The organism is Streptomyces sp. NPDC001410 (genome assembly GCF_042895235.1).
GTDB lineage: Bacteria > Actinomycetota > Actinomycetes > Streptomycetales > Streptomycetaceae > Streptomyces.
This window is the reverse complement of record NZ_JBIAWE010000010.1, coordinates 124,668-147,735: the sequence shown is the minus strand read 5'-3', so window position 1 is coordinate 147,735 and position 23,068 is coordinate 124,668. Positions and strand designations below refer to the sequence as shown.

Sequence of the window (23,068 nt, the reverse complement as noted above, 5' to 3'; positions counted from 1 at the left end):
GCGCGGGAACGCGGCGCGGCTGGGGCTCATGGCCCTGCCCGTCGCGTTCTTCGCCGTCTTCTTCGCCTGGCCCGTCGCCGCGATCGTCGCGCGCGGGCTGAAGGTGGACGGCGCCTGGCAGTTCGGGCGGATGGCGGACGTCGTCACCCAGCCGGACATCCGGCACGTGCTGTGGTTCACCACCTGGCAGGCGCTCGCCTCCACCGCGCTCACCCTGCTGCTCGCCCTGCCCGCCGCCTATGCCTTCGCCCGCCTGGACTTCCCGGGCAGACAGCTGCTGCGGGCCGTCGTCACGGTCCCGTTCGTGCTGCCGACCGTCGTCGTCGGTACGGCGTTCCTCGCGCTCGTCGGCCGCGGCGGGCTCCTCGACGGCCTGTGGGGCGTACGGCTCGACACCACCGTGTGGGCGATCCTGCTGGCGCACGTCTTCTTCAACTACGCGGTCGTCGTCCGCACGGTCGGCGGACTGTGGGCCCAGCTCGACCCCCGGCAGGAACAGGCCGCCCGGATGCTCGGCGCGTCCCCGCTGCGGGCCTGGCGGAAGGTGACGCTGCCCGCCCTCGCACCCGCCGTGGCCGCCGCCGCGCTGATGGTCTTCCTGTTCACCTTCACCTCCTTCGGCGTGGTGCAGATCCTCGGCGGGCCCACCTTCTCCACCCTCGAAGTGGAGATCTACCGCCAGACCTCAGAGGTCTTCGACCTGTCCACGGCCGCCGTTCTCACCCTCGTCCAGTTCGTCGCGGTGGGCGCGATCCTCGCCGTGCACGCCTGGACGGTGCGGCGCCGGGAGACCGCCCTGCGGCTCGTCGACCCGAAGGTGACCGCCCGCCGGCCGCGCGGCGCCGGGCAGTGGGCGCTGCTCGCCGGGGTCCTGGTCACCGTCGCCCTGCTGCTGGTCCTGCCGCTCGCCGTGCTCGTGCAGCGCTCCCTGGACGCGCCGGGCTTCGGCTACTACCGGGCGCTCACCGACGCCGACGGCGGCACCTTCCTCGTGGCGCCGCTGCACGCCGTGTGGACCTCCCTCGAGTACGCCGTCGCCGCCACCGCCGTCGCCGTGCTGATCGGCGGACTCGCCGCCGCCGCGCTGGCCCGCAGGGACGCCGGACGGCTGGTGCGCGGCTTCGACGCGCTGCTCATGCTGCCCCTCGGCGTCTCCGCCGTGACCGTCGGCTTCGGCTTCCTCATCTCACTGGACAGGCCCCCGCTGGACCTCAGGCAGTCCTGGATCCTCGTCCCGCTCGCGCAGGCGCTGGTGGGCGCCCCCTTCGTCGTACGGACCATGCTGCCCGTGCTGCGGGCGGTGGACGGCCGGCTCAGGGAGGCGGCGGCCGTGCTCGGGGCCTCGCCCTGGCGGGTGTGGCGCGAGGTCGACCTGCCGCTCGTGCGGCGGGCGCTGCTGATCGCGGCCGGGTTCGCGTTCGCCGTGTCCCTCGGCGAGTTCGGGGCGACCGTGTTCATCGCCCGGCCCGACAATCCGACGCTCCCGGTCGCCGTGGCCCGGCTGCTGAGCCGGCCCGGAGACCTCAACTACGGGCAGGCGATGGCCCTGTCGACGATTCTGATGGTGGTGTGCGCGGCGGCCCTGCTGGTCCTGGAGCGGCTGCGCACCGACCGGACGGGGGAGTTCTGATGCTGCTGAGCCTTGCGGACGCGACCGTGCGCCTCGGCGGGCGGCCCGTGCTCGACGCGGTCGACCTCGACGTCGCCGAGCACGAGGTGGTGTGCGTGCTCGGACCCAGCGGCAGCGGGAAGTCGACGCTGCTCAGGGCGGTGGCCGGACTCCAGCCCCTGGACTTTGGCCGGGTGCTGCTCGACGGCCGGGACCAGGCGGGCGTGCCCGCACACCGGCGGGGCGTCGGGCTGATGTTCCAGGACCACCAGCTCTTCCCGCAGCGGGACGTCGGCGGCAACGTGGCCTTCGGGCTGCGGATGCACGGCGTGCCGAGGGGCGGACGGGACGCCGAGGTCGGGCAGTTGCTGGAGCTGGTCGGGCTGCCGGGCGCCGCCGGGCGGGCCGTCGCCGGACTGTCCGGCGGCGAGCAGCAGCGCGTGGCCCTCGCCCGCGCGCTCGCACCCCGGCCCCGGCTGCTCATGCTGGACGAACCCCTGGGGCAGCTCGACCGCTCCCTGCGCGAACGGCTGGTGGTCGAACTCCGGGAATTGTTCGGCCGGTTGGGTACGACCGTGCTCGCCGTCACCCACGACCAGGGCGAGGCCTTCGCGCTGGCCGACCGGGTGGTGGTGATGCGGGACGGGCGGATCGCCCAGTCAGGGACGCCGCTGGAGGTCTGGCAGCGGCCCGCGGACGAGTTCGTGGCCCGCTTCCTCGGCTTCGACAACGTGGTTCCGGCGACCGTCGGCGACACGGCGGCGGACACCCCGTGGGGCAAGCTGCCCGTGCCCGACGGCTCGCCCCGGGGCAACCGCCCGCTGCTGGTCCGGCCCGCCGGCGTACGGCTCGTCGCGGCCGACGAGGGCCTGCCGTGCACGGTGACCGCCCGCACCTTCAAGGGCACCCACGTGGCCGTCCACCTCCTGCCCCGGGACGGCGGCCCGCGCCTGGAGGCGGCCTGCGCACTCCGGGACGCGCCGGAGCCCGGGGCCGAGCTGGGGGTCGCGTTCGACGCGGCCGAAATCGTGGTGCTCGGTTGATCACCTCACCCCTAGGGTGAGGGGCATGACTTTGCTCGCACATGACCGTTACTGCGACGAAATCGCTCACCAGGTGGGGCAGTTGAGGGCCGTGCTGTCCTCCGGTACGGACCTCGCCACCACCGTGCCGACCTGCCCGGACTGGTCGCTGGAGGACCTCGTACGTCATATGGGCGGCGCCCTGCGCTGGGTGGACGCCCTGGTGCGCAGCCGGGCGCAGGAGAACATCCCGTGGGAGCGGATCCCGCTCGCCGGCGGACCCGAGGAGCGGGGCGATGCGGCGGCCTTGGACAAGTGGCTGGCGGAGACCGGTGAGCTGGTCGTCGGCGCGCTGCGCGAGGCCGGGCCGGACACCGAGGTGTGGAGCTGGCAGGGGAACGCGACCTCCGGCTTCTGGGCCCGCCGCATGACCCACGAGATCACCGTCCACCGCGCCGACGCGACGCTCACCGCCCAAGTGCCCTACGAGCTGGCGCCCGAGATCGCCGCCGACGCGCTCGACGAGTGGCTGGACATCGCCCTGTTCTTCCAGCAGATCCGCGGCCAGGAAGAGGCCTTCCGCCTGGACGGGCCCACCCGCACCATCCACCTGCACGCCACGGATGCCGACCCCGCCCTGAACGCCGAGTGGCTGGCGGAGTTCGGCGCGGACGGCATCCGCTGGCGGCGCGGCCACGAAAAGGCCACCGTCGCCCTGCGCGGCCCGCTCACCTCGGTGCTGCTCGCGTTCTACCGGCGGCTGCCGCTGGACGCCCCCGGCCTGGAGGTGCTCGGCGAACGCGAGGCGCTGGAGTTCTGGCTCCAGCGGGCCACCTTCGGCTGAGCACGACCGCGGCCCGCCCCCTGGGGATCGGGGACGGGCCGCGGTGATGTGCGAAGTGAGGCGTCAGCGGCCGCTGCCCGCCCCACGGCGGCGCATGCCGAAGTAGACCGCGCCACCGCCGACGACGACCAGGGCGCCCGCGACACCGGCGATCAGACCGGTGTTGGAGCTGGCACCGGTCTCGGCGAGGTTCGAGTCAGCGGCCGCCGGGGACGGCGCGTTGCTCGGCGCGCCCGCCGGGGCGGAGCTGCTCTCGGAGGCCGACGGAGTCGGGGTGGAGGCGGACGCCGACGGCTTCGGCTTCGGCTTCGGGGTGGCCGGCGGCGTCGGAGTCTGGGACTCCTCCTTCTTGCAGGCCGTCGACGGGGTCACCAGGTCCGGCTTGATGTCCTCGTCGACCTGGTCGCCGGCCTTGACGTGGATGCGGTAGGTGGCGTTGGGCTTCCACTTCTCCTGGAAGCTCACCGTGGTGCCCTTGGCGGAGCCCTTGATGTCCTGCGGCTCGCCGACCTGCTTCTCGACACCGGCGGCGTTCTTCGAGAAGACGGTGATCGTGGCCGGGGTACCGGAGGGGTCCTTGTCGGTGACGACGATGACGCCCTTGTTGCCGTCGCACTGGGCTTCGGCGGAGAACTCGGTGATGTTGCAGGCGAGCGCCTGGCCGGCGACACCGAGGGCCAGCGCGGCGGAGGCGGAGGCAACACCCAGGATGCGCACGGAACGGCGTGCGCTACGGCGGGTTATGGACAACGTTTGTCCTTTACAGAGTGCAGAACTGCGGGGGGTTGAGGGGGAGATGGGACGACGGATGAGGTGATGCCCCAGCACCCCCAGGAGGCTCACAGGTTTATAAGCGCTCCATAAGAGTGTCAATGCATATGCCTGTGGCGGCCGTTGGCTTTGCCTGCTTATTAACTGCAGAGACGTTTCAACACCTCGGGAGCCTGCTCGATCCGGTCAACGAGGGCGATACGGGACTCCATGGACCGCCCCCGCGCCAGCGACTGCAGCAGCGGCCAGGTCGGCAGCTCCCGCGTCCAGTGCTCCTCGTTCACCAGCACCATGGGCGTGGGCTCGCCCCGCGACTCGTAGTAGTTCGGCGTCGCGTTGTCGAAGATCTCCTGTACGGTGCCGGCGGCGCCCGGCAGGAACACCACCCCGGCGGTGGAGCGGGCCAGCAGTCCGTCCTCGCGGGTGGCGTTGGCGAAGTACTTGGCTATGTGCGCGGCAAAGGCGTTCGGCGGCTCGTGGCCGTAGAACCAGGTGGGGATGCCCACCGACTCCCCGCCGCCGGGCCAGCGTTCGCGCACCTCGAAGGCGGCTCGGGCCCAGTCGGTGACGGACGGCCGGAACGAGGGTGCCTCGGCGAGGACGCGGAGCGCCTCCTCCAGCATGCCGTCGGCGAAGGGGGCGGCGTAGGCGCCGAGGTTGGCCGCCTCCATCGCGCCGGGGCCGCCGCCGGTGGCGACCGTGAACCCGGCGCGCGCCAGCTCCCGGCCCAGCCGGGCGGCACCGGCGTACGCGGCCGTGCCGCGGGCCATCGCGTGGCCGCCCATGACGCCCACCACCCGGGCGCCGGCGAGGAGTTCGTCCAGGGCGTCGGAGACGGCGTCGTCGTGGATCGCGCGCAGCATGGAGGCGAAGACGTCACCGTCGGCCTTGGTGCGCTGGAACCAGGCGTAGGCCCGCGCGTCCGGCGTCGCCTCGTAGCCCTCCTCCAGCGACTCGAACAACTCCTCGGGTGAGTAGGCGAAGCCGCGGTACGGGTCGAAGGGAAGCCCCGGGACCGGTGGGAACACCAGGGCGCCGGACGAGCGGACGTGGGCGGCCGCCTCGGGGTCCATCGGGCAGCCGAGAAAGACGGCGCCCGTGGTGTCGAGGGTGAGCAGAGTCTTCGTACGGTCCGTCAGATCGACGGCCTGGACGCGGTGGTGGGCCAGCGAGCCGTGCTCGGCGACGACCTCGTCGAACTCGGCCAGGGACTCGATCTCGCGGTCGTGGGAGCCGTCGAACGGCTGGGCGGGTGTCGGATGCACCCGCCCATGCTAGGCACGTCTGTGCGAACGGACCGGGTCAGCCCTGAACCGCTGCCGGGTCCATCCACATGACCTCCCAGGTGTGGCCGTCGAGGTCGTCGAAGGCGCGGCCGTACATGAAGCCGTGGTCCTGCGTCTCGCCGCTGGGCTTCCCGCCCGCAGCGATCGCCTTGTCCACCAGCTCGTCGACCTTCTCGCGGCTCTCGGCGCTCAGACACACCAGCACCTCGCTGGACGTCGTCGAGTCGACGATCTCCTTCTTCGTGAAGGTGGCGTAGTGCTGCTTGCTGAGCAGCATCGCGACGATCGTGTCGCTGATCACGACGCAGGTGCAGTCGTCGCTGCTGAACTGGGGGTTGATCGTGTAGCCGAGCGCGGTGAAGAACTTCTTGGACGCCTCGACGTCGGCGGTGGCCAGGTTCACGAAGATCATCTGCTGGTACATGGGGGTCTCTCCCTCGGGTCCGTGCGCTTGCTGCCGTTCGCTGGGTCAGACGCCGGGCCGCCGCGGAACTCATCGGCGACCGGAGATTTTTCTCGGGAGATTTTTCGGGGACCGTCTCGTCCGGCGCTCAGTGGGCCATCGGCAGCGCCGCCAGGTTGGCGATCACGAGGGTGAGCGGGCCGAACACGGCGAGCAGCGCGGCCGCGCGTAGGGCGGCGGCGCCGCGCAGCATCGCGGCGGGTGCGCCGAGACGCAGCAGCGCGGCGATGGTGTCGGCGCGGCACTGGCGGGCCTCGGTGGCCGCCGTCAGCAGCGTCGCCACCGTGCTGCCGGTGACCACGAGCGCGCCGAGGGTCGTCAGGGGGCCGAAGGAGGGGGCGGGGCCGTCGTACAGGACGGTCAGGGCGTAGGCGGCGGACGCCACCGCGCACACCACGCCGAGGGGGCGGCCGATCCGGGTGGCCTCCGCCATCAGGACCCGGCCGGCCAGCAGTCTGAGGGCTCCCGGACGGACGGACTGCAGGACCCGCCCGCACAGGTGGGTGAGGCCGGGGGAGGCGAGGACGAGCCCGAGGGCGGTCAGGACCCAGCCGACCAGCACGGTGAAGGCCTCGACCGGCAGGTCGGTGAGGTCGGGGGCGGGAGTGGTGCGGCCGGCGTAGGCCTGCACGGCGAGGCCCGCGGCGATGGTGGCGATGCCCCAGGGGAGGCCGACGGGGGCTTCGCGGGGCGGCGGGAGGGTGGCGGGGATGCCGGCCTGGTCGGCGTCGTCCTGATCCGGCACCTCGGAATCGGCGCCCCCAGGGGAAGTGGCCTCGGGCAGAGCCTGCTGGGCGGTCTCCGTCCTTCCGGCGGCGCCGCGCGACCCCGCGGGAGCGAGCAACCGCGCCCCGAACCTCCCGTACGCCCCGAACGTCTCCCGCGGTGCCGAGTGGCCGTACGCACCGAAGTGGCCGAAGGCGCGGGTGGCCTTGGCGGGTCGGCGCGGGTCCCGGGGGCGCAGCGCGACGGCCACCGTCGTCGAGGCGAACACCGGGACCAGAGCCAGCAGGGTCAGGGCCGCCGGCAGCGGGAGGGGCTGGTCCGCGGCCAGGAACTGGGCCGGCGCGCCGTCGAAGGGCATGCCCGTCAGATCGCCGCGCAGATGCAGGAAGACCAGCAGCGCAAGCATGGAGCCCAGGGCGGCGGACAGGGCCGTCGTCAGCGCCGAGATCGCCATCAGCTGGGCCGGGCCGAGGCCGACGGCCGACAGGCCCTGCCGAGGTCGGGTGCCGGGGTCCGTGCGGGCCACCGCGAGCGCGAAGTACACGGTGGCGGCGAGCGGGACCAGGCACCAGACCAGGCGCAGCACGGCCGCGCCCGGGGTCTGCGGGTGGCCCAGCGCGTAGCCCAGGGCACCGAGCAGCAGGAAGCCGGTGCCCCCCGAGGCGGCGGCGACCAGCAGGCGGCGCAGCTGGACGGCGGGCCGGGCCGCGCGGGTCAGGCGGAGAGCGAGCACGCGGCCCGGCCTTCCGTCTCCGGGGTGTCCGGCAGGTGCACGGTCTTCACGCGGCGCCCGTCCAGCAGGGAGAGCGCGCGGTCGGCGAGGGCCGCGGTGTCGGAGTCGTGCGTGGCCAGCACGACGGTGATGCCGTGCGAGCGGGCCGCCGTGGTGAGCGTGCGCAGCACATGGGCGCGGTCGGCGCGGTGCAGCGGGGCCGTCGGCTCGTCCGCGAAGAGGATCGTGGGCCCGGGGGCGAGCGCGCGGGCGATGCACACGCGCTGGCGCTCCGCCTGCTGCAGCTCGTGCGGGCGCCTGCGGGCCCGGTCGCCGACGTCCAGCCGCTCCAGCCACTCCAGCGCGGCCACCTTGGCCCGGCGGCGGCTGGTGCCGCGCAGCATCAGCGGGAGGGCGGCGTTCTCCCAGACGTTCAGCTCCGGTACGAGCACGGGGGACGGGTCGATCCAGCCGAAGCGGTCGCGGCGCAGCCGCTCACGGGCCATCGGCCCCAGCGTGTGCATGGGCACGCTGTTGAACCAGACCTCGCCCTGCTGCGCCCGCACCAGACCGGACAGGCACCGGAGGAGCGTGGTCTTGCCGCTGCCGCGCGGGCCGCTGACGGCGAGGATCTCGCCCTGCCGCACCGCGAACGAGACACCGGCCAGGCCGGGCGAGCCGTCGCGGTGCGTGAAGTGCAGGGAGCGTGCCCACAGCACGTCGTTGTCCGGCGGGGCCTCCATGTGCGTACACCTCGGTTCTGATCCGTTGTTCCCTTGCTCCGTCCCCCGTCCGGGGGAACGAAGGCTGGGCCGATCGGTCACTGGAAACCTAGGCAGCCGGTACCGGGAGGCCGGACAGCACACGGCCCCGGGCCGCCGTTCTCACTCGAACGGACGGCACCGGGGCCGGCGTTGATCATCCAGCCGGATGATCAGAGCTTGGTCCACGCCTCCGTGAGGGTGGCCCGCAGGATCTGCTCGATCTCGTCGAAGGTCTCCTGGTTGGAGATCAGCGGCGGGGCGAGCTGGACGACCGGGTCACCACGGTCGTCGGCGCGGCAGTACAGGCCGTTCTCGAACAGCGCCTTGGAGAGGAAGCCGTACAGGACGCGCTCGGTCTCCTCCTCGTTGAAGGACTCCTTGGTGTGCTTGTCCTTCACCAGCTCGATGCCGTAGAAGAAGCCGTTGCCGCGGACGTCGCCGACGATCGGCAGGTCGTGCAGCTTCTGCAGCGTGGAGAGGAACGCGGACTCGTTGTCGAGGACGTGCTGGTTGAGGCCCTCGCGCTCGAACAGGTCCAGGTTCGCCAGGCCCACCGCGGCCGACACGGGGTGGCCGCCGAAGGTGTAGCCGTGCAGGAAGGTGTTGTCGCCCTTGTAGAACGGCTCGGCGATGCGGTCGGAGACCACGCAGGCGCCGATCGGGGAGTAGCCCGAGGTCATGCCCTTGGCGCAGGTGATCATGTCCGGGACGTAGCCGAACTTGTCGCAGGCGAACATCGTGCCCAGGCGGCCGAAGGCGCAGATGACCTCGTCCGACACGAGCAGCACGTCGTACTTGTCGCAGATCTCGCGCACGCGCTGGAAGTAGCCGGGCGGGGGCGGGAAGCAGCCGCCGGCGTTCTGCACCGGCTCCAGGAAGACCGCGGCGACGGTGTCGGGGCCCTCGAAGAGGATCTCCTGCTCGATCTGGTCGGCGGCCCAGCGGCCGAAGGCCTCGGGGTCGTCGCCGTGGATCGGGGCGCGGTAGATGTTGGTGTTCGGGACCTTGTGCGCGCCCGGCACCAGCGGCTCGAAGGGGGCCTTCAGACCCGGCAGGCCGGTGATGGACAGGGCGCCCTGCGGGGTGCCGTGGTAGGCGACCGCGCGGGAGATGACCTTGTACTTGGTCGGCTTGCCGGTGAGCTTGAAGTACTGCTTGGCGAGCTTCCAGGCGGTCTCGACCGCCTCGCCGCCGCCGGTGGTGAAGAAGACCTTGTTCAGGTCGCCCGGGGCGTAGTCGGCGATGCGCTCGGCCAGCTCCACGGCCTTCGGGTGGGCGTAGGACCACACCGGGAAGAACGCCAGCTCCTGGGCCTGCTTGAACGCGGTCTCGGCGAGTTCCGTGCGGCCGTGACCGGCCTGGACCACGAACAGACCGGCGAGACCGTCGAGGTAGCGCTTGCCCTTGTCGTCGTAGATGTAGGTGCCCTCGCCCCGGACGATGGTCGGGACGGGGGAGTTCTCGTACGAGGACATGCGGGTGAAGTGCATCCACAGGTGGTCGTACGCGGTGCGGCTGAGGTCCTTCTGGGTCACGGTTATCGGGTTCCCCACATGTAGGTCTGCTTCTTCAGCTTCAGATAGACGAAGCTTTCGGTGGAGCGCACCCCGGGCAGGGCCCGGATGCGTTTGTTGATGACGTCCAGCAGGTGGTCGTCGTCCTCGCAGACGATCTCGGCGAGGATGTCGAACGAGCCCGCGGTCATCACCACGTACTCGACTTCCGACATGCCGGTCAGCGCGTCCGCGATCGACTCGACATCGCCCTCGACGTTGATCCCGACCATCGCCTGCCTGCGGAAGCCCACGGTGAGCGGGTCCGTGACGGCGACGATCTGCATCACGCCCTGGTCCAGCAGCTTCTGGACGCGCTGGCGCACGGCCGCCTCGGACAGGCCCACGGCCTTGCCGATCGCGGCGTACGGCCGGCGGCCGTCCTCCTGGAGCTGCTGAATGATGGCGAGGGAGACGGCGTCCAGCTGGGGACTGTTGCCGTTCCTGGACTCGCGGGACGAGTCCCTCTGGTCTGCGCTTCGACTGGCCACGACCTCACTGTGCACGACGTCTCGACGGTTTCGCAAGGCCGTAGCGATGAAATTCGTTGTTTGCGGGTCCAAGTCTTGCGGATTTCGCAGAAGCGGCCGCGGTGGGGGTGTTGAAAACGTGGGGGCGACGACTAGGGTGGGTGTCTCAGTGATCGGACAGCTTGAACCAGACCAGGAGGCCGGCAGTGAGCACCGAGCTGCGTCGTCTGCGCAACTACATCGACGGTGAGTTCCGGGACGCCGCCGACGGACGGACCACCGAAGTGGTCAACCCCGCGACGGGCGAGGCGTACGCCACCGCTCCGCTGTCCGGACAGGCGGACGTGGACGCCGCCATGGCGGCCGCCGCCGCGGCCTTCCCGGCCTGGCGCGACACGACCCCCGCCGAGCGACAGAAGGCTCTCCTGAAGATCGCGGACGCGTTCGAGGAGCGTGCCGAGGAGCTGATCGCGGCCGAGGTGGAGAACACGGGCAAGCCGACCGGGCTGACCCGCTCCGAGGAGATCCCGCCGATGGTCGACCAGATCCGCTTCTTCGCGGGTGCGGCCCGGCTGCTCGAGGGCCGCTCGGCCGGCGAGTACATGGACGGGATGACCTCGATCATCCGCCGCGAGCCGGTCGGCGTCTGCGCGCAGGTCGCGCCGTGGAACTACCCGATGATGATGGCGGTGTGGAAGTTCGCCCCGGCCATCGCCGCGGGCAACACGGTCGTCCTGAAGCCCTCGGACACCACCCCCGCCTCGACCGTCCTGATCGCCGAGATCATGGGCTCGATCCTGCCCAAGGGCGTCTTCAACGTCATCTGCGGCGACCGTGACACCGGCCGCGCGATGGTCGAGCACGGCACCCCGGCGATGGCCTCCATCACCGGCTCCGTACGCGCCGGCATGTCCGTCGCCGAGTCCGCCTCCAAGGACCTCAAGCGGGTCCACCTGGAGCTGGGCGGCAAGGCCCCGGTCGTCGTCTTCGAGGACACCGACATCGCCAAGGCCGTCGAGGACATCTCGGTGGCGGGCTTCTTCAACGCAGGCCAGGACTGCACGGCCGCGACCCGCGTCCTCGTCCAGGAGTCCATCCACGACGAGTTCGTCGCCGCGCTGGCGAAGGCCGCGGCCGAGACCAAGACCGGTCAGCCGGACGACGAGGACGTCCTCTTCGGCCCGCTGAACAACCCCAACCAGCTCAAGCAGGTCTCCGGCTTCATCGAGCGCCTGCCTGCCCACGCCAAGGTCGAGGCGGGCGGCCACCAGGTCGGCGACAAGGGCTACTTCTACGCCCCGACCGTCGTCTCCGGCCTGAAGCAGGACGACGAGATCGTCCAGAACGAGGTCTTCGGCCCGGTCATCACCGTCCAGTCCTTCACCGACGAGGACCAGGCCGTCGAGTGGGCCAACGGCGTCGAGTACGCCCTCGCCTCCTCGGTGTGGACCAAGGACCACGGCCGCGCGATGCGCATGTCCAAGAAGCTCGACTTCGGCTGCGTGTGGATCAACACCCACATCCCGCTGGTCGCCGAGATGCCCCACGGCGGCTTCAAGAAGTCCGGCTACGGCAAGGACCTGTCGGCGTACGGCTTCGAGGACTACACGCGGATCAAGCACGTGATGACGTCGCTGGACAGCTGACACACCCGGCGCGCGGCCCCGGACGGGTTCACCTCCCCGTCCGGGGCCGCGCCCTTTCGCCGTAGGCGCCGCTCGCTCTTACGGCACTGATCGACAAGGTGTCGGGTCCCGCCCGGTGCGATCGACGCAGCGTCGATTGTCCGTGGGCGGGGCCTCACGGCATCCTGCCTTGGTGCCCCGGACATCCTTGCTTCCGCGTCCCGTCTCCCGCCGTTCCCTGCTGCGCGCGCTCGGCGGCACCGCCGCGCTCGGCGCCCTGGCCGGCTGCGGGGTACCCGCCGCCTACGTCGAGCCCGGCGACCGTGCCGTGACCGACGTGTCCGCCACCGACAAGAAGCTGACCTGGGCGAACTGGCCGCTGTACATCGACACCGATGACGACAACCCCAACAAGCGGCCCACCCTGGAGGCCTTCGGGACGCGCACCGGCATCTCCGTCGACTACGTCGAGGAGATCAACGACAACGACGAGTTCTTCGGCAAGATCAGCCCCGCGCTGATGAACCACCAGTCGACCGGCCGCGACCTGATCGTCATCAGCGACTGGATGTGCGCGCGCTTCGTCCGCCTGGGCTGGGTGCAGCGGATGGACCGCGCCCACCAGCCCAACGTGGCGAAGTACCTGGATCCGCTCCTGCGCTCACCGGCCTTCGACCCGGGCCGCAGGTTCACCGTGCCGTGGCAGTCCGGCATCACCGGCATCGCGTACAACCGCCGCAAGCTCGGCCGCGAGATACGCCATGTCTCGGACCTCTGGGCGAGCGACCTCAAGGGCCGCGTGACCCTGCTCTCCGGCCTGGACGAGTCGTTCGCGCTGCTGATGCAGGGCAACGGCGTGGACGTCACCAAGTGGACCGCGGACGACTTCCACCGGGTCTGCGACCAGGTGGAGCGCGAGGTCCACCGGGGCCAGATCCGCCGCTTCACCGGCAACGACTACACCAAGGACCTGGTCAGCGGCGACGTCCTCGCCTGCCAGGCCTACTCGGGCGACGTCATCCAGCTCCAGGCGGACAACCCCGACATCCGCTTCCTCGTCCCCGAAGAGGGCGCCGAGCTGTGGTCGGACTCCCTGATGATCCCCAACCGGGCCCGCCACAAGACCAACGCCGAGCGCCTGGTCGACTACTACTACGACCCCGAGGTCGCCGCGAAGCTCGCCGCATGGGTCAACTACGTCTGCCCGGTCCCCTCGGCCAGGGATGTGCTGGCGGCGTCCAAGGACAAGGACACCGCGGCCCTGGCCGACAACCCCCTGATCTTTCCGGACAGCACCATGCGCAAGCGGCTGGCCATCGCCCGGGACATCACCTCCGAGGAGCGGGTGGAGTTTGCGAAGCGGTGGAACCAGATCGTGGGGTTGTAGGTCTGGGGACTTCCCGATGTGTCACCCCTGCTTTCCCGATACGAGGGGGCGGAACGCGGCGAGGGCAGCTTCCCAGTCGGAGGCGACCGGGTCTTCCGGGGGAAGGGCACGCCCCAGACTCAGGTCCTCCGCCGCACGCAGCAAGGCGGAGGTGAGTTCCGGAGCCGTCGTCCGAGCGATGACACCGTTCTTGTCAGCGACCGACAGACCGTCTTTGGTCCGTCTCACGACAAGACCGAACGAGGTGTCGGCACCGGTGAAGCGGAGCACGCAGGCGTCGCCTCGGAGAAAGCCGCCCAGGCTGTCCAGCAGCTGGACGACCGAAAGGTAGATCATCATGCCCTGATCGGGGACCTGGCCGGCCGAATCGGCCGTGCCCAAGTTACCGGCGACGACCATGTCACCCATATCGAACCCGCTGGCGTCGCCCTGGCCGGGCCGTACAGTGAACTGCACAGTGATCACGGTATGTAGCTCTTTCCTACCGGTTCACGGTCATCCTCTTCTCAAGGTTTGGATTCGGCCCGCCGGATCGGACCCGAAACCGTGCAGTGCGGTATCCCAGTCGGTCTTGACGAACCTCACGGCCGCCACCGGATCAGGGCAGGCATGGCAGCGTGGTCGGTGCCTTCCATCGTTACGATGACTTCCCGGCCCGTCGCCGTTCCCAGCCAGGTCACAAAGGTGCGGACGGGTGCGAAGGTTGCTTTGTCGACCACGACGGAGGGGTCGAAGGTGAACTCGATCTCTTCGATGTCGAAGAAGTAGCAGGTGAACCACACACCGTCGACGTCGATGGCCAGGCTCGCCGATTCCTCCGGATCCTGCTCGAGTCGGGACCACACGGCAGCGGCGTCCAGGGCGCCGCTCTCCGTCATGCCGGAGAGCGTCCAGGTAAGGACGTGGTGCCCCGGGACCGCGCGCAGCCCGTCGAAGATGCGCCGCCAGTCGTCGATCGTGGTGTCGAGGACGCAGACGTCCCGCAGTGCTCCGTCTGCGACGAAGTCCTCTGCCCGGTAGGCCGGTTCGGCCTCGTGCTGCCCAACCATTAAAGGAGATGACCCCGAGGTGTGCGGGTGCGACGCCAAGCGGCGTAGGACCGTAGCGTGGCTCTGGCGGTGGCTCACATGTTGATCATGTGGCCGGCCAGGCCGTGTACGGCCTCCTTGACGGCCTCGCCCAGGGTGGGGTGGGCGTGGACGTTGCGGGCGACCTCGTGGACGGTGAGGTCCCACTGCTGGGCCAGGGTGAGTTCCGGGAGGAGTTCGGTGACGTCGGGGCCGATCAGGTGGCCGCCGATCAACTCGCCGTACCTGGCGTCGCTGATGAGCTTGACGAAGCCGGTGGTGTCGCCGAGGCCGTTGGACTTGCCGTTGGCGGTGAAGGGGAACTTGGCGACCTTGACGTCGTGGCCGAGGTCGCGGGCCTGGGCCTCGGTGTAGCCGAAGCTGGCGATCTGCGGCCGGCAGTAGGTGGCGCGGGGGATCATCGCGTAGTCGAGTTCCATGGTCTCGGCGTCGGCGATCGTCTCGGCGGCGATCACGCCCATGGCCTCGGCGGCGTGCGCGAGCATCAGCTTCGCGGTGACGTCGCCGATGGCGTAGAGGTGCGGGACGGAGGTGCGGCAGCGGCCGTCGACGTCGATGGCGCCGCGGTCGGTGACGCGTACGCCGGTGTTCTCCAGGCCGTAGCCGGTCACGTTGGGGGCGAAGCCGATCGCCTGGAGGACCTTGTCGGCCTCCAGGATCTGCGGCGTGCCGTCCTTGCCGGTGACGGTGACGCGGACCTGGGGCCCGGAGTCGTCGATGGCGTCGACGCGGGTGGAGGTGAGGACGTCGATGCCCAGCTTGCGGTACTGGCGGGCGAGTTCGGCGGAGACCTCCGCGTCCTCCAGCGGGGCGATGCGGTCCAGGAACTCGACGACCGTGACCTTCACGCCGTAGTTGTGCAGGACGTACGCGAACTCGATGCCGATGGCGCCGGCCCCGGCGATGACGATCGACTGCGGCAGATCCTCGGCGAGGATCTGTTCCTCGAAGGTCACGACGCGCGTGCTGCGTTTCGTGCCGGGGAGCAGTTTGGGGGTGGCGCCGGTGGCGATGATGCAGTGGTCGAAGCCGAGGGTGCGGGTCTCGCCGTCGTAGCCGGTGACCTGGAGGGTGTGCGGGTCGAGGAAGGTGCCGCGGCCGTCGTACTCGGTGATCTTGTTCTTCTTCATCAGGTAGTGGACGCCCCTGACGCGGCCGTCGGCGACCTTGCGGCTGCGGCGGTAGGCCTCGCCGTAGTCGAAGGAGACCTGGCCGTCGACCTTGATGCCGAAGGTCTTGGCCTCGCGAGTGAAGATGTGGGCGAGTTCGGCGTTGCGCAGGAGGGCCTTGGTGGGGATGCAGCCCACGTTCAGACAGACGCCGCCCCAGTACTTCTCCTCGACGACGGCGACGCGTTTGCCCAGCTGGGCGGCCCGGACGGCGGCGACATAGCCGCCGGGCCCGGCTCCGAGTACGACGACATCGAATCGCTCGTCCTGCTCGGCCATGGGTCGTTCCTCTTCCCTCTCAGTGGTGTCCGATCAGTATCGAGTAGGTCGTCGCCCAGTACCCCTCCGTCTTCTGGCGGGTCGGCGCACAGCTCGCGCGGCTCTTCGGCCACACGCTCTATCGGCGGCCCGCGCTGGAAGGGCGACTGCACTGGGCGTCGACCGAGACGGCGACCGACCGTGCCGGACACATCGAAGGCGCCCTCGCTGCCGGAGAGCGAGCAGCACACGCCGTACTTGCGGCGACCGGCGTCAGGCCGGACCCGGCGGTGCGGGCCGTCAGGCCTGGTCGCCGTTCTGTTCGAGGTGTGAGGCCAGGACCGCTGCCTGGACCCTGCGCTGTACGCCCAGCTTGGCCAGCAGGCGGGAGATGTGGTTCTTGACGGTCTTCTCGGACAGGTACAGCTTGTTGCCGATCTCGCGGTTGGTCAGGCCGTCGCCGATCAGGGCGAGGATGTCGCGTTCGCGCGGGGAGAGGCTCGCCAGCTCGGGGGGCAGTGCGGGGGTCTCGGCGGGGCCGGCTCGCAGGGACCGCATGAGGCGGGCGGTCGTCGCGGGGTCCAGCAACGACTGGCCCGAGGCGACCGTGCGGACCGCCGCCACCAGGTCGGAGCCCTTGATCTGCTTGAGAACGTACCCGGACGCCCCGGCCATGATCGCGTCGAGCAGGGCGTCCTCGTCGTCGAAGGAGGTCAGCATCAGGCAGGCCAGTTCCGGCATCCGGCTGCGCAGCTCACGGCAGACCGAGATGCCGTCACCGTCGGGCAGGCGGACGTCGAGCACGGCGACGTGCGGGCGCAGCGCCGGGCCGCGGGTGAGGGCGTGCTCGGCGGTGTCCGCGTCGCCGACCACGGAGATGTCCGGCTCGGCGTCGAGCAGGTCGGCCAGGCCGCGTCGTACGACCTCGTGGTCGTCCAGCAGGAACACCCGGATCGGGTGCTGCTCGGTGAAGGTGCGTTCCTCGGTCATCACGACCCCTCGTTCCCCGGTCAGGGCAGCCTGAAGACTGCCCCCGAGGTCGATCATCGCCCGTCGGCGCCGTACGCACCAGGGCCGACCGGCCCTACTCGCTCAGTGGGAGCGGCTCCAGTCCCGGTACGCGGCCACTGCCGTGGGCAGCGTCGGGAAGATGCGGTCGGCGCCGACGGACTCCGCGAGGCCGTACGACTTGAGTTTGTCCAGCAGGTCCTGTTTGACCCGGGCGAGGGCGAAGACGATGCCTCGGCCCGTCAGCTCCTGGCGCAGGTCCTCCACGGCGTCCAGGGCCGTGATGTCGACCTCCACGTTGGCCTCGGTGTTGAGGAGGAACCATCGGACGGGTTCGGTCTGTTCGTCCACGGCTTGCAGCGCCCGGCGCCGGAAGTCCTCCGCGTTGGCGAAGAACAGGGGCGAGTCATAGCGGTACACGAGCAGACCGGGGACCGTGCGCGCTTCCGGGTAGTCGTCGACGTCGTGCATGCCGGCCACTCCGGGGACCAGGCCCTCGACCGCGTCGTGGGGCCGGGCCACCCGGGTCAGCAGTTCGGCGATCGACAGGCCGACGGCCACGAGCACCCCGTACAGGATGTCCAGGGCGAGCACGCCCGCCAGGCAGCCCAGGGCGAGGAACAGCTCGCGGCGCCGGAAGGAGGCGAGCCGGCGGAAGCCCGCGAGGTCGATCATGTGGGCGGCGGCGTAGACGACGAGCGCGCCGAGCACGGCGGAGGGCATGCGGGACAGGAAGGGGCTGAGGAACAGCAGGACGGCCAGCACCGCCGCCCCCGCGATCAGCGAGTACAGCTGGCTGCGGGCGCCCGCGGAGGACGCGAGCGCCGTACGGCTGGCGCTGCTGCTGACCGGGAAGCCGTGCAGCACACCGGCGCCGAGGTTGGTGGCGCCCAGGGCGAGGAACTCCCGGTCGGCGTCGAGCACGTTCTGGTCGCTGCGGTCCGCGAACGCCCGCGCGGTGAGGACCATGTCGGTGTACGCGACCAGCAGCACACCGAATGCGGGCAGCACCAGGCCCGGCACCTCGGAGAGATCCGGCAGCGCGAGGTCCGGAAGGCCGGAGGGCACGGTGCCGATCACCGCGACGCCGTAGCGGCCGTCCAGGTCGAAGACCACGACGGCCACCGTGGCGAGGACCACGGCGAGCAGCGGTCCGGGGAGCGCCGGGAAGAAGCGGGCGACGGCGAAGAGGAACACCAGTACGGCGGCGGAGAGGGCCACGGTCGCCAGGTGGGCGTCTGCCAGACGAGTGAAGAAGGACCACAGCTGGGGGAAGAACTCCGTGCCGCTCGTCCGCACGCCGGTGAGCCTGGGCAACTGGTCCACCGCCATGATCAGGGCCACGCCCGCGAGGTAGCCGACCAGGACCGGGCGGGAGAGCAGGTCCGCGAGGAAGCCCAGCCGGATCGCCCGGGCCGCCAGGCACAGCAGTCCGACCGTGACGGCGAGGGCGGCCGCCAGCGAGGCGTAGCGGCTCGGGTCGCCGGCGGCCAGGGGGCCCACTACCGTGGCCGTCATCAGGGCCGTCGTGGACTCCGGGCCGACCGACAGCAGGCGTGAGGAGCCGAGCAGCGCGTAGGCGCCGAGCGCCGGGAGGATCGCCCAGAGTCCGGTGACCGGGGGCAGACCGGCCACGCCCGCGTACGCCATGCACTGCGGTACGAGGTACGCGGCCACCGTCATGCCCGCGGGCAGGTCGCCCCGGAGCCGGCTGCGCAGGCGGGCGAGGAGTGCGCCGGGCCCGGGCACGGGACCGCGCAGCCCCGGAACCCGCCCGGCCCGTCCATTGGCCATGCGTAGACCTCCGCCGTCCGCCCTCAGGATCCACCGGGGCACCAGTCGACGCGAGGCGTACGGGCGCCCCTCGCCCCCCATCACCCTCGCGGCTGCCTGCCCCCCGCTTCCAGGGCCGGTCGGTCCCGGCCGGGGACGAGTGGCCCCTGCTTCCGGCGGCACCGCACGCAGGACGGTGGACGTGGTGGAAGTGATTCCTCGCCCCTGGAGGTGGAGAGCATGACCCGACCGGTCACGGTAGGTCTCGACGGCTCGCCCGAGAGCCGGGCCGCAGCGGAATGGGCGGCCCGTGAAGCAGTGCTGAGGGGCCTGCCTCTGAAGATCGTCCATGTCTGGGAGCCCGCGCCCGAGCTGATCGGCCAGGCGCAGCTGCTGGGATGGGAGACCCACCCGTACTGGACCGAGCGGGTTCCGCGTGAGTCCGCCGAGGGCATCCGGCTGCGCCACCCCGGTCTCGACGTGACCGCCGAGCAGCGCACCGGGATGCCGGCCGACGTGCTGTGCGAGGCGGCGGAGGCCGCTGAGCTGCTGGTGCTCGGCTCGCGGGGCCTCGGCGGGCTCGGCGGGTTCATGACCGGCTCGGTCAGCCTGCCCGTCATCGCCCGGGTCGAACGCCCCGTGGTGCTGGTCAGGGCCGGCGAGCAGGCCGCCGACGAGCACCGGATGGACCCGGCGGGCGTGCCCTCGGCCGCGGCACCCTTCCGGCCCGTCGTTCTCGGCCTCGACACCAGGGACCCCGACGAGACACTGCTCGAGTTCGCCTTCGACGCCGCCGCGCGCCGCAAGGCCCCGATGCGCATCGTGCACGCCTGGAACCCGCCGCCCTCCGAGCCGTACGCCCTGTCCGCCGGCTACGACCTGCGGGGATCGATCGCGCGGAGCGAGGCCGACGTCCTGACCGAGGTGGTGCGCCCCTGGCGGCACAAGTTCCCGGACGTGGAAGTGACCGAGGCGAGCCGGGCCGGCAATGCCGCACCGGTCCTGGTCGCGGCCTCCCGCGACGCCTCCCTGGTCGTCGTCGGCCGGCGCATCCGCACCAGCCGGCTCGGCGCCCACATCGGCCATGTCACCCACGCCGTCCTGCACCACGTCGACGCTCCCGTCGCCGTGGTCGCGCACGGCTGACTCCGCCGGCCCCGAGGAGGAGAAGTCATGAGCATGAACGAGCAGACGAGGGCGAACACGGCGACGGAGGCGCCACTGGGCGACCTGGGCCGCAGGCTCGCCGCCCGACGGATCCAACTCGGCCTGAGCCGGGGGGAGACGGCGGCGCGTGCCGGGATGGCGGCCAGCTATCTCAGGTACTTGGAAGAGCACCCCGGGGCCGTGCCGGGCACGGGCGTGCTGATGATCCTGGCCAAGGCCCTGGAGACGACCGTCGCCGAACTCACCGGCGGCACCGTCGACCTGCCACCCGGTATCGGACACGCCGGGCCCGCACCGAAGTTCACCAGGCTGCGCACCGGCGAGTGCCGGGCCCTGCTGGCGACGCACGGGGTGGGGCGGCTCGCGATCACCACGGCCTCCGGTCCGGTGATCGTGCCCGTCAACTACAGCGTCGTGGACGGTGCGATCGTCTTCCGGACCGAACGCGGGGCTACGCCGGCCCTGGCCATGGGCTGCCAGGTGGCCTTCGAGGTCGACCGTATCGACGACGCGTTCAGCCAGGGCTGGAGCGTCCTGGTCCGCGGCCCCGCGCAGGCGGTCACGGACCCCCAGGAGGTGCGTCGGCTCACGGAGCGTGCCTACAGCACGCCCTGGGCCGGCGGCTCCCGCAGCCTGTGGGTGCGCATCGATCCGTTCACCGTGACCGGACGCCGGATCACCGCGTGATCACCGGGTGAGGAGGAGGGGGCGGTACGGCGGAAGGCGACGCGGGTACGACCGTACGCGCGTCGCCTTCCACCGTGCTCCCGCGCGGTCAGCAGGCCTGCGGCGCGTCGCCCCGCGCGGTCAGCAGGATGCCCGTGACCAGATCGGGGTGGATCCGCACCGCGTGGTCCATCCCCGGCAGGGCCGCCCATGGCTGCAACAGCCCCCGGATACGGGCCAGTTCGTCCGCATCGGTCACCACCTGCGCATACCCCGTGACCACCACGCTCCAGCCGAGGTGGGTGTCCGGGTCGATGGCGTCGGCCTCGTAGGCGACGACGACTCCGGGGCTCTCGGCCTGCCGGGCCTGGGAGGTCAGGGCCGCGCCCTCCTGGGTGCGGATGACGATGTCGCCGCCGTCCAGGACGTGGTTGACCGGGCGGACGGTGGGCAGGGCCTGCCGGGTGAAGACGACCCTTCCCAGGGACACGCTGCCCAGCAGCCGCAGGGCCTCGGCGCGGTCGAGGTCGACGCGCCGGTGCGACGCCGGGTCCTTGTCAGTGATCATGGCGGGACTTCTTCGTGGGGTGCGTCGTTCGCTTCTCATTTCTCTCCGCCTCCGCCTCGGCATCGGCGTCGGCACGTGATGCGGGCGGAGCGACACCGCGGGGGATCGGTGCCGCTCCTGTGTCCAATGTCGCCCGTGCGCCGGCGCCGGGGCCAGTGCCGATCGGTCCCCGTCGAGGGACCGGAGGTCCTCAGGTGGCGGTCGGCCGAAGACGACCGGCCGATGCCGGATACGGTGGTGGGGACCCGGAGGTCCGGGTGTGCCGGCCCAGGTGACCTGGAGGAACGTGGTGGCAAGTCCCGAGGGGCCCCGTGTACGACTGCCGCAGCTGAAGCTCGACGAGCTGCTGGAGGAGCTGCAGGCCCGGATCGACGCGGCCCGCGGCACCCGGGACCGGGTGCACAGCCTGCTGGAGGCGGTGCTCGCCGTCGGCCGGGAGCTGGACCTGGAGCAGGTCCTGCACTCCATCGTGGCGGCGGCCGCGGCGCTCGTGGACGCGGAGTACGCCGCCCTCGGCGTCATCGGACCGGACCACACACGGCTGTCCGGCTTTTACACGGTGGGCGTCACCGAGCAGCAGATCGCCGCGATAGGGCCGCATCCGGCGGGCCACGGCATCCTCGGCGAGCTGATCCGGCACCCGGAGCCGCTCCGGCTCGCGAAGCTCTCCGCGCACTCGGCCTCGTACGGCTTCCCGCCGAACCACCCCCCGATGAGCAGCTTCCTCGGCGTCCCGATCCGGGTCCGCGACCAGGTGTTCGGCAACCTGTACCTGACCGAGAAGCGGGGCGGCGCGGAGTTCGACGAAGAGGACGAGTCGGTGCTGTCGACGCTGGCCGTGGCGGCCGGCGTGGCCATCGACAACGCGCGCCTGTACGAGGACTCGCGGCTGCGGGAGCGCTGGCTGCGGGCGAACGCGGAGATCACGCACAGCCTGCTGTCGGGCAGCGGACGCTCCGAGGCCCTGAACCTGATCGCCGAGCGCGCCCGGGAGATCACGCACTCGGCCCTCGCGGCGGTCGCGCTGCCGATGGAGGACACCGAGTCGCTCGCCGTGGAGATCGCGGTCGGAGTGGACGCGGAGGAGCACCGGGGACTGGTGCTGCCGCTGCACGACAGCCTGATGGGACTGGCGTACTCCACCCTCGCTCCGGTCGCCACCGACGACGTCACCCAGGACGCGCGGATCTCCGGGGAAGCCCCGCGGTTCACCGGACTCGGCCCCGCGGTCGCGGTCCCCATCGGCACGGTGGAGGGCGGTGCCCGGGGTGTGGTCCTGCTGGTGCGCGAGGCCGGCCGCCTGGCGTTCTCGGAGAACGAGACCGAGACGCTGCGGGGGTTCGCCGCGCAGGCCGCGATCGCGATGGAGCTGGCCGAACGGCGGCAGGACGCCGAGCAGATCGCGGTGCTGGAGGACCGCGACCGGATCGCCCGGGACCTGCACGACCTGGCCATCCAGCGGCTGTTCGCCACCGGTATGACGCTGCAGAGCGCGAACCGTTTCATCGAGCACCCGGAAGCCTCCGAGCGGGTCCTGCGGGCCGTCGACGACCTCGACGAGACCATCAAGATCATCCGGTCGACGATCTTCGGGCTGCGGGCGCGCGAGGGCGGTGCCGGGAGCGGACTGCGGGCCAGGGTCGTCCGCGCGGCGGGGGAGGCCGCCCCGCTGCTCGGCTTCGCCCCGAGCGTGCGCATGGAAGGCCTGCTGGACACGGACGTGCCGCGCGAGGTCGCCGACCATGTCGTGGCCGTGCTCTCCGAGGCTCTCACCAACATCGCCCGGCACGCCCACGCCGACCGGGCCCAGGTCGCCCTGAAGACCGACGGCCACGAGGTGTTCCTGACGGTCGCGGACAACGGCGTGGGCATCCCGCCCGGCGGTCGCCGCAGCGGGCTGCGCAACATGGCCGAGCGGGCGGAACGGCTGGGCGGACACCTCGTCGTGTCCAGCCCCGAGGGCGGCGGCGCCATGCTGGAGTGGCGGGTGCCGCTGCCGGCCCGCCCGGTAGGCGGCGGGCCTGCGGTCGGCTGAATCCGGCCCCGGGTGGGACCACTCGGCCCATGCGACAGCCGGGTCCGTGGCCGCACGCTTGAGGTGCCGCGGGACGGAATCCGACCGAGCACCCTGGAGGACGC

Annotated in this window: 21 protein-coding genes and 1 pseudogene; 9 read left to right on the top strand and 13 right to left on the bottom strand. The window is 71.4% G+C overall.

Annotated elements, in window-relative coordinates:
- Nucleotides 1–28 precede the first annotated feature (28 nt).
- From ACFY3C_RS23110 to ACFY3C_RS23100, 3 genes are read left to right on the top strand one after another with little or no spacing between them, the layout of a single operon-like run.
- A complete protein-coding gene (locus ACFY3C_RS23110) occupies nt 29–1,630 on the top strand; it encodes an ABC transporter permease (RefSeq protein WP_390772074.1) in 1,602 nt (533 codons plus the stop codon).
- Nucleotides 1,630–2,652 carry an ABC transporter ATP-binding protein gene (locus ACFY3C_RS23105; RefSeq protein ID WP_390772073.1) on the top strand — a complete coding sequence of 341 codons (1,023 nt, stop codon included), beginning with the start codon at nt 1,630–1,632 and terminating at the stop codon, nt 2,650–2,652. The genes ACFY3C_RS23110 and ACFY3C_RS23105 overlap by 1 nt, the downstream gene beginning before the upstream one ends.
- 25 nt (nt 2,653–2,677) lie before the next feature.
- Nucleotides 2,678–3,475 (top strand): maleylpyruvate isomerase family mycothiol-dependent enzyme, encoded by a 798-nt coding sequence (locus ACFY3C_RS23100; RefSeq protein ID WP_390772072.1) that lies wholly within the window; start codon nt 2,678–2,680, stop codon nt 3,473–3,475.
- Between the two features lie 63 nt (nt 3,476–3,538).
- Here ACFY3C_RS23100 and ACFY3C_RS23095 read toward each other — a convergent pair whose 3' ends face one another.
- The 7 genes from ACFY3C_RS23095 to ACFY3C_RS23065 all read right to left on the bottom strand — a co-directional run bounded on the left by ACFY3C_RS23095 (nt 3,539) and on the right by ACFY3C_RS23065 (nt 10,256).
- Nucleotides 3,539–4,225 (bottom strand): LAETG motif-containing sortase-dependent surface protein, encoded by a 687-nt coding sequence (locus ACFY3C_RS23095; RefSeq protein ID WP_390772071.1) that lies wholly within the window; start codon nt 4,223–4,225, stop codon nt 3,539–3,541.
- Nucleotides 4,226–4,386: 161 nt separating this feature from the next.
- A complete protein-coding gene (locus ACFY3C_RS23090) occupies nt 4,387–5,511 on the bottom strand; it encodes an LOG family protein (protein ID WP_390772070.1) in 1,125 nt (374 codons plus the stop codon).
- Nucleotides 5,512–5,548: 37 nt separating this feature from the next.
- The gene (locus ACFY3C_RS23085; protein WP_386576455.1) at nt 5,549–5,956 is read right to left on the bottom strand and encodes a VOC family protein; all 408 of its coding nucleotides are present in this window, start codon (nt 5,954–5,956) and stop codon (nt 5,549–5,551) included.
- Between the two features lie 127 nt (nt 5,957–6,083).
- Nucleotides 6,084–7,454 (bottom strand): hypothetical protein, encoded by a 1,371-nt coding sequence (locus ACFY3C_RS23080; protein WP_390772069.1) that lies wholly within the window; start codon nt 7,452–7,454, stop codon nt 6,084–6,086.
- Entirely contained in the window at nt 7,436–8,176 is a 741-nt protein-coding gene (locus tag ACFY3C_RS23075) for an ABC transporter ATP-binding protein (protein WP_386576453.1), read from the bottom strand. The genes ACFY3C_RS23080 and ACFY3C_RS23075 overlap by 19 nt, the downstream gene beginning before the upstream one ends.
- A 191-nt stretch (nt 8,177–8,367) precedes the next feature.
- The gene (locus ACFY3C_RS23070; protein WP_386576452.1) at nt 8,368–9,732 is read right to left on the bottom strand and encodes an aspartate aminotransferase family protein; all 1,365 of its coding nucleotides are present in this window, start codon (nt 9,730–9,732) and stop codon (nt 8,368–8,370) included.
- A 2-nt stretch (nt 9,733–9,734) separates the two neighbouring features.
- Nucleotides 9,735–10,256, bottom strand: coding sequence for an Lrp/AsnC family transcriptional regulator (locus ACFY3C_RS23065; RefSeq protein WP_185149123.1), 522 nt, complete (start codon nt 10,254–10,256; stop codon nt 9,735–9,737).
- A 170-nt stretch (nt 10,257–10,426) separates the two neighbouring features.
- Between ACFY3C_RS23065 and ACFY3C_RS23060 the strand changes: the two genes are divergently transcribed.
- The gene (locus tag ACFY3C_RS23060; RefSeq protein ID WP_390772068.1) at nt 10,427–11,866 is read left to right on the top strand and encodes a gamma-aminobutyraldehyde dehydrogenase; all 1,440 of its coding nucleotides are present in this window, start codon (nt 10,427–10,429) and stop codon (nt 11,864–11,866) included.
- 172 nt (nt 11,867–12,038) lie between these two features.
- Complete coding sequence (locus ACFY3C_RS23055) at nt 12,039–13,232, top strand: extracellular solute-binding protein (protein WP_390772067.1); 1,194 nt, start codon at nt 12,039–12,041, stop codon at nt 13,230–13,232.
- Nucleotides 13,233–13,253: 21 nt separating this feature from the next.
- Here ACFY3C_RS23055 and ACFY3C_RS23050 read toward each other — a convergent pair whose 3' ends face one another.
- From ACFY3C_RS23050 to lpdA, 3 genes are all read right to left on the bottom strand, one after another.
- Nucleotides 13,254–13,697, bottom strand: coding sequence for a hypothetical protein (locus tag ACFY3C_RS23050; RefSeq protein WP_390772066.1), 444 nt, complete (start codon nt 13,695–13,697; stop codon nt 13,254–13,256).
- 116 nt (nt 13,698–13,813) lie between these two features.
- Nucleotides 13,814–14,281 carry a hypothetical protein gene (locus ACFY3C_RS23045; RefSeq protein ID WP_390772065.1) on the bottom strand — a complete coding sequence of 156 codons (468 nt, stop codon included), beginning with the start codon at nt 14,279–14,281 and terminating at the stop codon, nt 13,814–13,816.
- Nucleotides 14,282–14,355: 74 nt separating this feature from the next.
- Nucleotides 14,356–15,768, bottom strand: a complete 1,413-nt coding sequence (gene lpdA, locus ACFY3C_RS23040) for a dihydrolipoyl dehydrogenase (RefSeq protein ID WP_390772064.1) — start codon at nt 15,766–15,768, stop codon at nt 14,356–14,358.
- A 110-nt stretch (nt 15,769–15,878) separates the two neighbouring features.
- Between lpdA and ACFY3C_RS23035 the strand changes: the two are divergent.
- A pseudogene (locus tag ACFY3C_RS23035) lies at nt 15,879–16,151 on the top strand (hypothetical protein); the annotation flags it as partial.
- On the opposite strand, the gene ACFY3C_RS23030 reads toward ACFY3C_RS23035, so the two are convergent.
- Both ACFY3C_RS23030 and ACFY3C_RS23025 read right to left on the bottom strand, forming a co-directional pair.
- A complete protein-coding gene (locus ACFY3C_RS23030; protein WP_386576446.1) occupies nt 16,048–16,737 on the bottom strand; it encodes a response regulator in 690 nt (229 codons plus the stop codon). The pseudogene ACFY3C_RS23035 and the gene ACFY3C_RS23030 overlap by 104 nt on opposite strands.
- A gap of 102 nt (nt 16,738–16,839) precedes the next feature.
- Nucleotides 16,840–18,549 carry a SulP family inorganic anion transporter gene (locus ACFY3C_RS23025; protein WP_390772063.1) on the bottom strand — a complete coding sequence of 570 codons (1,710 nt, stop codon included), beginning with the start codon at nt 18,547–18,549 and terminating at the stop codon, nt 16,840–16,842.
- A 219-nt stretch (nt 18,550–18,768) separates the two neighbouring features.
- Between ACFY3C_RS23025 and ACFY3C_RS23020 the strand changes: the two genes are divergently transcribed.
- Both ACFY3C_RS23020 and ACFY3C_RS23015 read left to right on the top strand, forming a co-directional pair.
- The gene (locus tag ACFY3C_RS23020; protein ID WP_390772062.1) at nt 18,769–19,674 is read left to right on the top strand and encodes a universal stress protein; all 906 of its coding nucleotides are present in this window, start codon (nt 18,769–18,771) and stop codon (nt 19,672–19,674) included.
- Nucleotides 19,675–19,707: 33 nt separating this feature from the next.
- Nucleotides 19,708–20,382, top strand: coding sequence for a helix-turn-helix domain-containing protein (locus tag ACFY3C_RS23015; RefSeq protein ID WP_386576659.1), 675 nt, complete (start codon nt 19,708–19,710; stop codon nt 20,380–20,382).
- Nucleotides 20,383–20,470: 88 nt separating this feature from the next.
- Here the strand turns inward: ACFY3C_RS23015 and ACFY3C_RS23010 are convergent, their stop codons facing one another.
- The gene (locus tag ACFY3C_RS23010; protein WP_390772061.1) at nt 20,471–20,929 is read right to left on the bottom strand and encodes a pyridoxamine 5'-phosphate oxidase family protein; all 459 of its coding nucleotides are present in this window, start codon (nt 20,927–20,929) and stop codon (nt 20,471–20,473) included.
- A gap of 289 nt (nt 20,930–21,218) precedes the next feature.
- On the opposite strand from ACFY3C_RS23010, the gene ACFY3C_RS23005 reads away from it, so the two are divergent.
- A complete protein-coding gene (locus tag ACFY3C_RS23005) occupies nt 21,219–22,964 on the top strand; it encodes a GAF domain-containing protein (RefSeq protein WP_390772060.1) in 1,746 nt (581 codons plus the stop codon).
- Nucleotides 22,965–23,068 lie beyond the last annotated feature (104 nt).

Bases quoted from the DNA above. Each gene is read 5' to 3' on its own strand.
- ACFY3C_RS23020 (WP_390772062.1), top strand. From the start codon at position 18,769: ATGACCCGACCGGTCACGGTAGGTCTCGACGGCTCGCCCGAGAGCCGG.
- ACFY3C_RS23045 (WP_390772065.1), bottom strand. From the start codon at position 14,281: ATGGTTGGGCAGCACGAGGCCGAACCGGCCTACCGGGCAGAGGACTTC.
- ACFY3C_RS23010 (WP_390772061.1), bottom strand. From the start codon at position 20,929: ATGATCACTGACAAGGACCCGGCGTCGCACCGGCGCGTCGACCTCGAC.
- ACFY3C_RS23105 (WP_390772073.1), top strand. From the start codon at position 1,630: ATGCTGCTGAGCCTTGCGGACGCGACCGTGCGCCTCGGCGGGCGGCCC.
- ACFY3C_RS23110 (WP_390772074.1), top strand. From the start codon at position 29: ATGGCCCTGCCCGTCGCGTTCTTCGCCGTCTTCTTCGCCTGGCCCGTC.
- ACFY3C_RS23100 (WP_390772072.1), top strand. From the start codon at position 2,678: ATGACTTTGCTCGCACATGACCGTTACTGCGACGAAATCGCTCACCAG.
- ACFY3C_RS23030 (WP_386576446.1), bottom strand. From the start codon at position 16,737: ATGACCGAGGAACGCACCTTCACCGAGCAGCACCCGATCCGGGTGTTC.
- ACFY3C_RS23025 (WP_390772063.1), bottom strand. From the start codon at position 18,549: ATGGCCAATGGACGGGCCGGGCGGGTTCCGGGGCTGCGCGGTCCCGTG.
- ACFY3C_RS23015 (WP_386576659.1), top strand. From the start codon at position 19,708: ATGAACGAGCAGACGAGGGCGAACACGGCGACGGAGGCGCCACTGGGC.
- lpdA (WP_390772064.1), bottom strand. From the start codon at position 15,768: ATGGCCGAGCAGGACGAGCGATTCGATGTCGTCGTACTCGGAGCCGGG.
- ACFY3C_RS23075 (WP_386576453.1), bottom strand. From the start codon at position 8,176: ATGGAGGCCCCGCCGGACAACGACGTGCTGTGGGCACGCTCCCTGCAC.
- ACFY3C_RS23085 (WP_386576455.1), bottom strand. From the start codon at position 5,956: ATGTACCAGCAGATGATCTTCGTGAACCTGGCCACCGCCGACGTCGAG.